The 11,933-nt window shown below is 59.5% G+C and carries 6 protein-coding genes; 1 reads left to right on the forward strand and 5 read right to left on the reverse strand.

The annotated features are described in order from the left end of the window. Positions 1-98 precede the first annotated feature (98 nt). The 5 genes from AC2FPW_RS22465 to AC2FPW_RS22485 all read right to left on the reverse strand — a co-directional run bounded on the left by AC2FPW_RS22465 (position 99) and on the right by AC2FPW_RS22485 (position 10,616). On the reverse strand, positions 99-3,299 hold the full coding sequence (locus AC2FPW_RS22465) for a UvrD-helicase domain-containing protein (protein WP_496815507.1): 3,201 nt from the start codon (positions 3,297-3,299) through the stop codon (positions 99-101). A gap of 2 nt (positions 3,300-3,301) precedes the next feature. Further along, the gene (locus AC2FPW_RS22470; RefSeq protein ID WP_496815508.1) at positions 3,302-5,848 is read right to left on the reverse strand and encodes a PD-(D/E)XK nuclease family protein; all 2,547 of its coding nucleotides are present in this window, start codon (positions 5,846-5,848) and stop codon (positions 3,302-3,304) included. Between the two features lie 126 nt (positions 5,849-5,974). Next, the gene (locus tag AC2FPW_RS22475; protein WP_496815510.1) at positions 5,975-7,543 is read right to left on the reverse strand and encodes an ADP-ribosylglycohydrolase family protein; all 1,569 of its coding nucleotides are present in this window, start codon (positions 7,541-7,543) and stop codon (positions 5,975-5,977) included. Positions 7,544-7,576: 33 nt separating this feature from the next. After that, entirely contained in the window at positions 7,577-8,629 is a 1,053-nt protein-coding gene (locus AC2FPW_RS22480) for a helix-turn-helix transcriptional regulator (RefSeq protein WP_496815512.1), read from the reverse strand. Then, on the reverse strand, positions 8,613-10,616 hold the full coding sequence (locus AC2FPW_RS22485; RefSeq protein ID WP_496815514.1) for an AAA family ATPase: 2,004 nt from the start codon (positions 10,614-10,616) through the stop codon (positions 8,613-8,615). The genes AC2FPW_RS22480 and AC2FPW_RS22485 overlap by 17 nt, the downstream gene beginning before the upstream one ends. 584 nt (positions 10,617-11,200) lie before the next feature. Here AC2FPW_RS22485 and AC2FPW_RS22490 point away from each other — a divergent pair. After that, the gene (locus tag AC2FPW_RS22490; protein ID WP_496815515.1) at positions 11,201-11,926 is read left to right on the forward strand and encodes a hypothetical protein; all 726 of its coding nucleotides are present in this window, start codon (positions 11,201-11,203) and stop codon (positions 11,924-11,926) included. Positions 11,927-11,933: the final 7 nt, after the last annotated feature.

Here is an 11,933-nt window from a genome sequence, read left to right on the forward strand (position 1 = left end):
TGAACGATCGTTGAAGTGCCGCACGGCGCTGGCAAGGCCCAGGTTCTGCTGCCTGCGCTGCGTAATGATGGTGTCAGGCGCGAGTATTCCCCAGGGCATCAAGAAGTACTTTCTTGATGCCCGTGGGCAGGAATAGAGGCCAGGTCCAGAAAATCCAGCCGTCCATGATCAACCCAAAGTACTGCCACGCCATTCAATTCGTACGTCGGGAATACGTTTCGGACCAAGTCGGCATAGGCAGAAAGCTGCGGCCAGTAGAGGCCAAAACCCTCACCTGCACCGCCGGTCTTGTGGTCGATCAAGAGACAACCCCTCGGCCCAACTGCCAGCAGGTCGATCATTCCGGGAATTTCCGCACCCTCTTTAGTACGTCCTAGAAGAGGGATTTCACAAAGCAGATCGGTGTAGCCATCGGCCGCAAGCCAGGCTTTCAGTGCAGCTGCTCGCTCCGCGACCAGCGCTAGGGTTGTATCGTCCAATCCGGTAGCCTTGGGCAGGGCTTCAGTAAGATCAGGCCGCGTCAGGCAAGTACGCAAGGCAAGATGGATCGCTGTCCCACGGGCCACGTCACTAACTGTACGGGACCATGGTGTTCCCAATTTGATACCCTGGCTTTCTGGTGCAGACAGGGCCGCGGTAGCTTGCGATGGCTGCAACCTCCAAGGGGTCAAGTCCACAGCAGGCAAGGGGGTATCGCGGCCGAGCCGTGGTGTATCCGTGATCTCGGCCTCCGAATACGCGGTGAAGCCCGCGTGTTCGGGCAACTGCCTGATGATGGCCGGGCACTCAATCCCGCCGATGCGCAGTGTATCACCACCGATCTGCGGCGCGCAGGCATCCGTGAAAACATGGAACAGGCACTTGGCCTCCGGAGCTTCCTCATCACGCTCTTTTAGGAAGCCTGGCCACTCCAACACCAGCCGATCCCGTGCCCGGGTCATGGCAACGTAAAGAAGGTTCTTCGCATTTGCCTCGAAATCCGAGCGCCGATCCTCAATGAACCGCCGCTCGGCCTCCGGGGCGGCAAATCCTGGCGTGTGGATCAGTGCGGCCGAGGCCAGCACGGCGTCCATATCGTCGATCTCGTGAAGCGCGGTGAACCGGGTCGCGGTGCTGCCCGGCCAGTCTTCGATCCCGTGGTCGAATTCCGCAACCACGGTGATCGGCCATTCACGCCCCTTGCTGGCGTGCCATGTGACGATCTCGACCGCCTCGGCGCTGTTGGCGGCGGGGTCGGGACGGCGGTCGAAATCGCGCTCACTGGCGCGGGCATCCAGCCAGCCAAGAAACACCTTGGCGCTTTCGCCGTGGAAACCGGCTGCCGCCTTGAGATCACGGTGCGCGGATTCGAAGTCGTTTGCTTCGGCTTCAAGCCGCAGAAGGTCTGCACGCGCCTGTGCTGGGTCGGGCTGACGGTCAGCCCAGATACGTAGCCCAGAAGCATTGATCACCAGGTCCAATGCATCGGAAATCGGCAAGCGAGCAAGGCGGTCCGACAGCGCCGCCAGGCGCAGGAGGACCGGATCATCCTCCAACCGCCCTTGGATCTGTGCTTGCATGGCGGCTTGTAGGCTGAGCGGATCGGGGCCGAGGGTGCGCAGGACCAGCGCGGCATTCGTATCGTCTGGGTTCGCGGCATAGCTGAGCGCCGCGCGAGCCGCCTGAACAACCGGGCTTGTCGCCCAGCCATCCTCGGCAATGCGGACAGGTACGCCGCGAGCGCGCAATTCCTCGGCATAGCGGGCTGCGGTCGCGTGCCGGCAGACCAGAAGAGCGATGTCAGAGGGGCGCACATTCCTCGGGGCCTTGCTGTGCCGGTCGGTGATCGTTTCCCCCACCTGCAAGATCTGGGCGATGCGCTCTGCAACATGCTCTTGCGGCTTCGAATACTTTCTTACCCCGCGGCCTTTGACGATGTTCAAAACCTCTAAGGCAGGACCGGACACAGGATCACGCGTCGGGGCTAACGGGTTGTAGCCTGCGCCAAACAACCCGGCGCCCATAGCATTGACGAAGTCCATCACCGCCGGTGTAGACCGCCAATTGCGGTCAAGGGGCTGCGTCGCATCGGGGTTGGCCGCCGCGAGCGCCTGAGACAGGCGCGGATCAGCGCCCTGAAAACCCATGATCGACTGTTTGACATCCCCCACCAGCAGGGTGCGCGGCGCGCGGGCACCGAGCTGCCAGAGCAGCGCGAATTGCACCGGGTTGGTGTCCTGGAATTCGTCGATAATGACGCAGTCGATTTCATCCAGCACGGCCTGTCGCACTGCCGGATCGGTCCGCAATAGCCGCTCGGCGCCTGCAATCATGTCGGCATAGTCAATCAGCCCAAGCGCCTTTTTGCGTGTCTCATAAGCTTCCATCACTTCCTGTGCACAGGCGATCAGGCACTGAAAGTGCAGCTTCGCATCGGCCAAGGGGCCGGGATGTGAAGGCAGCACCTCGGCAGCCTGCATGATCGCAAGAGCAAGGTCATCGTAGCCCTCTGGCGTTTTCGTACGGCTGTTCGAAGTGAAGAGACTGCGCAGGGACTGCCAAAGGCTCCAGTCCCGATCCAGCATCGCCGGATCACGTTCGACACGGCGAAACAGGGCCAGATTGTTTTCCAGCGTCTCGCGGGGGCCCTTGGCTGTGACGCCGTCCATGCCACCGACCGGAAAGGCCGTGAGCATGGTAGCAACCGCCTTCGCCAACGCATCACGGGCGGCTGTGGGGTCTGCGATCACCTTGCCGTAGATTTCATCGAGCCGCGTTAGTGCGGGTGCGATCAGCCCGGGATCACGGCCTTTGTCGCCGAGCCCCCGTAACAGGTCGATCATCGACAGAACCCGGCCCCGTAGTGAATCTTCGACCGTTTCGCCTTTTTGCCAGTTGGGCTGATATCCGAACCGCTCGGGTTCAGTCTTGATAGGATCAAGCGATTTCGCATGGGCCAGCGCCTGCCGGATCAGCAGCTCGCGTTCAGCATCGCCAAGGTGACGGGGTTGCAGCGATGCACCTGCTGCCAACGCATGTTCCGTCAATAAACGCAGGCCTAAGCCATGGATGGTAGAGACATATGCGCGCTCCACGGCCATAGCCTCGGTGACCAGCCCGTCCGCCAGAAGACCCGCCCGGATACGTTCGCGCAATTCGCCCGCAGCGGCTTCGGTAAAGGTCACCGCAAGGATGCGTTCGGGTCGTACGATCTTGCGCTTCACCCAGTCAGAAAGCTGGGTCTTGATACGATGGGTTTTTCCCGCGCCCGCGCCGGCGGGAACGATGACCAACCCTCGGTCTGAATCTGCTCCGTCCATGGTCATACCTCCTCGATCTGGCGGATGAACGCGGTAACCAGGGTCGAGCCATCGGTCAGCGCATAGGGCATGAAACCTGCTTCTTTCTTGAAAAAGCCCTCATCGGCTGAGGTATTCAGCACCACCCGGCCGGCCCCTAGCTGCGCCAGCCGTTCAGCAAGCATTGCAACAGCCGCATCGTTGACGGCGTCGCCCATGTCGCGGGCGGGAGATCCTTCTGCAGGCACATGCCCGGAGGTTAAGAGCCCACCATCATTCATAAGGTGATAGGCAATACCGACCTGTCGGCCAATCAGCGGGTCCATCCCGTCGCCGTCGCGCCGGATAGGACGGGCGAGCATGTCGCGGTATAGCCCTGCTTGCAGATCCCACCCTGCCTCCATTCGCCTGCGCCGGGCCGATGTGCCGCTTTTCTTGTGATCGACGACAAGCAGCGTACCGTCTGGCAACTCAAGGATCGCATCAGCCTTACCGTGCAGGTTGATGCCATGCGCCTCACCCGCCAGCCAGATCTCGTTGCCGATGATTTTTGCGCCAAGCGCCAGCAGATGTTCGCGCCAGCGCAGGGCCGCCTGAAGGATCTCACGCTCGAGCCCGCTGCGCTCCATTTCCCATGATGCGCTACGCAGAAACCCAGCATGGCGGGTCAGCGCTTGATCATAGGCCTCGGCAACTGCAGCGGTCAGTGCCGCAGGTTCTGGCAGGGGTTGGTCCTTCAGGAACACATGTTCAAACACGTCATGGGCAATGTTGCCTTTGGCCATCACATCGAGTTCCTCAGCGGACCAAGACATGTCGCCCGCGCCAACTTCGTCCAGAAGCCATGCCAGCGGGCTGACCAGAAGTGTTTCCAGCCGTGAGGGTGACTGAAGTTTGCTTGTTCCGTCATCTTTGCGACGGAGCGCCAACAGGTCGATGCCTGGGAACGAGAGCGCCTCGGGGAGTTCGTCCGATTCCGGCAACGGTGGCAGACGGTGATGTGCCACAGGCCAGTCGCCAGGCGGCAGGCGCGACAGGTCGAGGATCAGATCATGAGCTTCTTCTACATCCGATATTGCGCGTGCGACCAGTGATAGCCCAGCTGAAGGTTGCTGCCGCACGCCCGACAGATCGCGCCACGGGACCAGAAATGTCACAGACTCCGCAACCGCCTGAAGCTGCTGGTCAAAGTGGAAGAGGCTTTCAGCCAAACCCTCTGCCCTCCCGCGAAGCTGCAAACCGGTGGTGGTTCGAATTGCAGTGATTTCGCTGTCCAGAAACAGCGGGTTGGCGCGAGGCCGGGTTGGATACCGACCGTCGGTGAAATCCGTGATGATCAGATGTCGGCATTGCCGCCACGGAGTTTCGTGCGCAGACCAGAGGCTTACACCTTCAAGGTTGCGCTCTGGATCGGGACTTGATGGGGATGCAATCTGGATACCTCGCAGGATAGCTTCCCAGTCTGGGCTACCCTCGCCGGGCGGGATCGACAGACGGGCTCGAACCTCGTTCCCTTGCGCAATGCGCTCACAAATACGGTCGATCAGGAAACGCAGTTGCGCAAGGCTGCCGGCTGAGGCGCGCATGTCCGTCCAGAGGTCTTTGTGCGCTTGGGTGGGCGACAGGACATCGCCGCGAAAGTCACCATTCATAATGCTTTCGGCAAGGTCGCGCCCGGTTTGGGCTGACCATGGCATTAGCGGTGACAATGCGAGACTTGCAAGGACCATCGCAGGTGTGGGTGTGCGCTTGGCTAACGCCAGTTGAAGTGCTGTTTCACCAACGATGTCGCGCTCTGGCAGGCTGGCGGGAAGTCCGGAAATCGGCACGCCCTGCTCGGCAAATGCACGCGCGATCTGGCGTGGGTCACCAGAGGCCAGCACAGCAATCTCCCGCGCCGCGATACCGCTTTCGATCAGGGCACCCGCGCGGGCGGCGGCAAAATCAGCGCAGGCAGCCACATCGCGCAGACTATAAAAGGCGAGACTGCCATCCTTTGGCCCGGCCTCGATTGCTGCCTCGGCTACCCCACCCTGCAAAGCGTGCAGCCGCGATCCTTCACGCGCCGCGCGCGCCTTTGCGGGCGCAGCAACAGTCCCGAATTCATCCTTAAGCCTTCCATAAAGCGCCTTCATCGCGTCTGGTGCATGCGGGTCAAGGGACCCTTCAACAACCGGCAATGGGTCAAGAAACCGCCCATGCGGCAGGTCCAGAACATGGCGGACCGCGGCCAGCCCCTCGGGCAATGCGTCACCCAGCTTGCGCCAAAGTGCGATCAGAGCATCCAGATGTCGTCCTGCACGGCTGTCGCCCATCGCGCCCCTTGATGGAACGCGCAGATCGGCAGTGGCCAGCACCAGACCTTCCAACGCCGCGCTGACGGCCGACATTGTCTCGACCGGTGCATTGGCCAAGCTCTCTTGCCACACCGGGTGAGGCTCTTCCGCTATCACTCGCCCCGGCGCCCATTCTTGGGCTTTGGGGGCAAGTGATAGCTCTGCAAGACCGGTATCGGTCAGACGGTAATGTAGGCCGGAGCGGGGATCGGCGACGAGAAAAGGGTAGAACATGGATTTCGGGCTCACTGTGCAAATTGATACTGTAATGGGAAATTATTTTGAATCAATGGGTTGTGTGGCTATTGCCATTCTCTTTCGAACTCTCAATCGATGCATTTCGGATATTTCCCCATGTGTCTAACCGCCCGGATAAACCTCGAAGACATCCTCTGCCGCACCACTGTCAGATGAAAGCTCCCTGTAATCCCGCACCAGCTGCGAGATGATGTCTGCCCCTTCAACGATTTCGGCCCAACGGTGTTGAAGCACAGCTGCAGGATCAAGCAGACCCAGCATATTCCCGGCAACCGCCGCTGTTGAATCGCTGTCTCCACCATGGGTAGCCGCAATCAGTAGAGCCTCTTCGAAAGAGCCTCCAGCAAGGCAGGCATAAAGCGCGATGGACAGCGCTTCCTCGGCGATCCAGCCGCCACCGAGAGATTCAACGGTTTCTCCCGAACCGTCCCGCGGCGCGCGGAGCGCAGCCTGGATTGCCCGCGCAGTCTCTTCGCCCCCGGTCAGTCGCGCATAGGTTTCTGCAGTCCGGGTCGCACTCTCCTCAAGCTCGGCACCTGCCGTGACATCGGCAAGCATTTCCGCCCAGGCTGCAGCTGCAAGCTGGCCGGTTGGGTGGCCATGCGTCAGAGCAGATGTCTCGATAGCCATCGCACGGACCTGTTCGCGGGGGAACATCAAGCCGATCGGGGCCACACGCATAATGGTGCCGCATCCTTTGCTGTTGTTTCGCGCAGGGTCCCCAAAATGCGCGCTCGCTGCCAAGGATGACAGGCAGGTATTGCCAGGCGCGCGGCAGACCCGCAGGCGCGGGTCGTTGACCAGTCCCACATCATCAGTCTGAACCTGCGGTTTGCCACCTTGTGTTTTGAACCAACGCAGCAGCGCGTGATGGATCACGGACGGCGGGTGGCAGATACCCTTGAGAATGCCGCGGACCTGCGCGCGGATGATCCCTTCGACCGTGAACAGGGTCATCTGGGTGTCATCTGTGATAGCGCCGTGCAGCCCCATGTGTCTTGGCAACTCCGAAATGCCGGTCGGAAAACGACGGCGAATTTCGGTTAGAGAAAGGAATTCGATATCGGCACCCAAACTGTCGCCGATCGCCCCACCCAGAAGGCTGGCGTGCAGTCGGATAAGCGACAGCCCGTCATGTCGGGCGTAGTCGCGAACAAAGCGTTCCTGTACCGGCGTTTCAATGGCTCCTGACCGCGCGGCACGGACGATGGCCATGGCCTCGCCTGCTGGATGCCCGCGATCAACCAGCAGAAGGGCTGCAACGGTTCCCGCACGCCCCAGTCCCCCTCGGCAATGGACCAGCACACGGCCGCCAGTTTCCAGAATGCTATGAAGGCGGGGCGCCAATTGGCGCCAGCGCGCCTTGGCCTTTGGCGTTGGTACATCCAGATCGGGGATCGGGAAGTGGTGCCAGTCCATACCTCGTGCCCTGGTCGCATCGCCAAGACCCGTGACAGAAAGCAGCTCTAACTCCGAGTCCTCGACTAGGGTCACAACGGCTTGCGCGCCCCAAGCCTTGATTGCATCGAGATCAATGTCCAGATCGCGGTCCCATCCCGCGCCAAAGACACTGTCGCCTTTTTTACCTGGACACAGGGTCAGGCCGAGATGACCGTTGCCAACAGGCAAGCTGTCGATGCGAAGGGGGTGAGATGTGCTGTTCCGAAGCAAGCGCGATTCTTTCTTTGTTGATCCTACTTGAGACTACTGCCCGCACACGTCACTTTCGGTCGTATCAGACGAAGAGTTACCCGAAATCTCCAAGAATTGCGCCTCAACCTGATCTCCCCATCTTGCCAGATACCAGTCCATCTCCTGCCGTCCTCCCGCGCGGAAACGGACGATCAGTGACCCGTCCTCCATCCGCCTGGTCTGCTGTTTGGGATGAAACAGATATCCCGCAGCTTCATCGGCAACGTCAGGCAGAAACCGCCAGACGACATCAAGCGGTTCTTCCCGCCACACACCAAAGCTCTCTGATAGCCATTCCTGCAGATCGAACCCTTTGGGGCGCTCATAGACATCAGGTTCCAACGAAACCCGTTCAAAACCAGAAAGCGCAAACAGTCGAAGATCGTCCTGATATTCGCTCCAAGCCAAAAGGTATTGGCGCCCTTGACCAAATAACATGGCAATTGGGCCGAGCCGGGTATTGCGTGAAAGCTTTGCCGAAGCACGGGCGCGATGATCAGCAGAGATCATAACCCCTGCAAGGATTGCTTCGCGAATTGTAGATAGAGTCTCGGGCGAAATTTTTTCTCGTGGTCCGGGCCGGAATGCAACGCCGTCAGCCAATAATTGTGCTTCAAGGTCAGCAGCAATTAAACGGCGGCGATCCTCGCGGAACATTGCCTGCACCTTCACCAAAAGGCGCTCCAATGTTTCCGCTGTTAGCTCATCGCCCTCACGCCGCGCAATAGCGGCGGCGCGGTGGCCGGCGGTCAGTTCATCCAGCGTGGGTTCAGCCATTCGGCCCAATGATCCCGGCGGAAAGCGCCAATATTTTCGACCACTTTCGCCGGAGATTTCCTCAATTTGAGGGTAGGCGTTGCGTACGGCATCACGCATGCGTTCTGCCGTGCGACGGGATACGCTGAATTCTCGCTCTATATCAGAAAGCGAAATCCCCTCGGCTGACCCCTGCATTATCAGAGCGAGACGTTGCAAATCTTCCTGGCGAGCGTAGCGCATAACTCCTCCTAGCAATACAGAGCAACCATTGTGGTGGAGCACTTTGGCGTCAACGGCCAAAGCCAATCGGTCGCGTTGTTCCTATCTTTGCCGCATCCTCAAGGGTCAGAGCGCGCAGAATTTCCTCTGGGTCCGCAACACCCAGTGCCTGCATTCTGCGGGCCACGTTCGCGAAATCTCCCGGAGTAAGCCGCTCAAGCGTAGCCAGTTCCTTCGGGGGCGAACATGAGAAATGCGCAGCCCAAGCCAGAGGCAGTTGATCGACTGAGAGAAAATCGAACCGGATGCGGAAGGTAAACCGGCGCTGCGTTGCAGGGTCGAGCTTTTTGGCGAAGTTGGTAGTGCAGACGAAGGGCAACGGGTGGCTTTCCATCCAGGTCAGCATCTCATTGACCTGGCTCACCTCCCAGCTGCGTTCAGCGCCACGACGGTCAGCCAGCAGACTATCAGCCTCGTCGAAGATGAGCATCGCACCGTCGGCGCGTGCGTCAGAAAAGGCCCGCGCGATGTTCTGCTCGCTTTCGCCAACCCATTTCGACATGAGGTCCGAGGCGCGCTTTTCGATCACCGGCATGCCGATGACTCGGGCCAGATGCCGTGCCCATGCGCTTTTGCCGGTGCCCGCCGGTCCCTCAAGACAGAAACTGACCCGGCGGGGTGCGCCTGACCGAGTTAGCTGCCCTTCGATCCGGGCTAGATCAACGTCGGCGCGGGCCAGACCTTCTTGCCAAGGCACCTCTGAATAATGCCGCGGCGCGCTGTCGACTCCGCCCTTTGCCAGACGGGCTGCAGCATCCAGCACCTGCGAGACAACAGCCTGCCCACCATCGCAAAGCCTTGCCACCACCATCGCGTCCGAAACAAGCGCCGGGGCCTGATCATGCCGTTCCGCCATATCCGGCAGGGCGGTGTCCGGTATGCCGGCACCATGTCGCTCTTCGAGGCATTGCCAGATACGCGCTCGCACACGGCCCGATGGCGGGCGCATCATCACCGAGTAGCTGATCCGCCGTAGAAAAGCAGGATCACAGGCGTGAACCGAATTCGTAGTCCAGATCACCGGGATCGGATTGGTTTCGAGAATTCGATTGAAATGAACCTTCGACAGTATCTCATGGCTAAAGCGGAAGCTGTGCCCACCAATCAGGTCTTCCATCTCGTCGAACAGCAGTACGGTATCCGATCTTTGCCCTAGCATGCGAGATGCCATTGTGAGCTCGGCCAAACGCTCCCGGCGCGACGGCTCGCCTCCGTCATCGTCCGTTTCGCCGACCGCGCGCAGTTCAGCGCCGACCTCATGCGCGAGCACCTTGGCGAACTCGGTCTTGCCTGTGCCGGGAGGGCCGTAGAGCAGTATGTGCACGCCGGGTTGGCGCTTTGCCAGCGCCTTGGACAGTAGTTCACGCATCAGGTCCGCATCTTGGCTTAGACCTTCGAAGTCTTGCCATTGAGCCTGCGGCGCAGCCGCACGCGGGAACATCAGGGCGATCAGGTCGGAAATGCTATCCACTTCGGCAAGTAGCGCGAGGGTCAGGCGATCAGACAGATCGAACGGCATCCGGCGGTGACGCCCGCCGCTGTTGCGCTGCACCAATCCCGAGCAAGTGAGGCGACCGGATGCCCGCATGGCTGTGCGGATTTCAGGCTCGGGCGCCGCGCAGAACCACGACAACAGCAGCGGCACCGTGACTTCTCTGGTTTCCAGCGCGCCATCGACGACATGCTCGAAGCCATCGAACAACTTGTAGAACGCGACGAAGGTCAGCATGGATGTTTCGGCAGGGGATAGCCCGAAATGCTCGCCAAGACGGGTTGCATTGCACTGAACGATCTCGCCCTCACCGCCCCCGGCGGTTGGCACAAGGTCGTGCGCGAGGGTCCTGATCTTGTTCCACCATTGCGAGCTTGGTCGGGTACGAGGCCGTTCGGGACATTCGACTTCGGTCAGGTACTCCAGCCAGCCGGGCAGTTCCTTGACGATACGGCTGGCGGGACCGAAACGGTTGGCCAATCGGACGATCAGATCAAGGGCGAGGTGTTGTTCATGCGTCATTGGTCATCTCCGTCTTTTCAACAGAAGTGACATGGCAATGCGTCAGATATGGACATATGTGGGAAGAAGGTTCTGGACGGCGGCGGGGGCAGTGTGATGAAATGGTTCCAGCCGACTTGCGGCGCTACAGCAACGACTTCCGAACCGTCACTGCTATGGACTGGTTGTCCCGATGAGCGCTGTCAGCTCTTTCCGGGCATTCGATCAAGTTGGGGTGGAGCCTATCCACTCGAAAGGCAGGCGGAGCGCAGCCATCCGCTGCGAACTGTAGTAAAGGTCGCTAGGCGGCTCTTGCAACTTCTAAAAAGCTTGACGCAGTAGCGACCCGCCGATCAATTAGAAGGCGTGCTACCGCTCTGTTTTTTAAGAATTAAAGGGAGTAGAAAGTTATGCCTTCGGTCGCATCGATCTTTTCTAGACGTCCAGAGACATGGGGGTATCGCGGTGACCCTTTTCTGTGGGACGCCCTAGGATGGGAACTCAGCGCAAGAGTTGCCCAAATCGATCGAACTTCTTCGAACCTTCGTAGTCTTGTACCGACACTTACAGAGGCATTCTGTTTCCTTACTGATGACGGTGCAAGGATGGGCGACGGTGTGGAGTTGAACTGGCTTCCCACTGCGGGCATGTCCGGTGGCGTGATCCACTTGGAAACATGGAATGACAAACTGCTACCTGAGCTTGCTCGTCGGCTCCAAGAAGCTGAAGAAGTTGCAAACTATACGATGGAATACCACCCAGCTGAACATCGGTTCCGATTTGCTGCTTGGGCCGCTTCCACCGCCGCGCGGAGCAGTCGTCAGGTATGTACTTTCCCTGTGTCAAAAGGCGCAAAACTGTTGAGAATGTCGGGGCTTAAATGGCTATCTCTAGGCAGCCATTGGTTACCGCGTACCAGAGAGGATTTCGATCTAGCACATAATCAATGGTGCGAAGAAATTCGACATCTCGCGCAAGATGAAATCTCAAATTCCTTCACATACGGCATCTCGGCGAAGTTGGTGAACTGTTATTTGAAGGCTTTATTCCTGCAGACCATGGTGGGGCCACAGTTCGACCCTTACGGTGATCGCGGTGAGATGGGGTGGGACGAGGCTACTCGCTTCCTTCATCCACCAATTGATAGAGTGCTCATGGAAGAAGCTGCCAGAAGATCTGAGCCTGCAATGAAAGAAAGATGGAAACAGCTCATTGGCGTCGGTTGGTCTAGATTTACTCGCGACGATTATATTCGTGCGATACGCTTAAGTCGCGAGCTTGTTGGAGAAGATGTGGCGCAGATCGAGGCGTGTTGGAGTGGGTTTCAATGAGGCATCG

It is taken from the genome of Ruegeria sp. SATB027 (assembly GCF_059613825.1).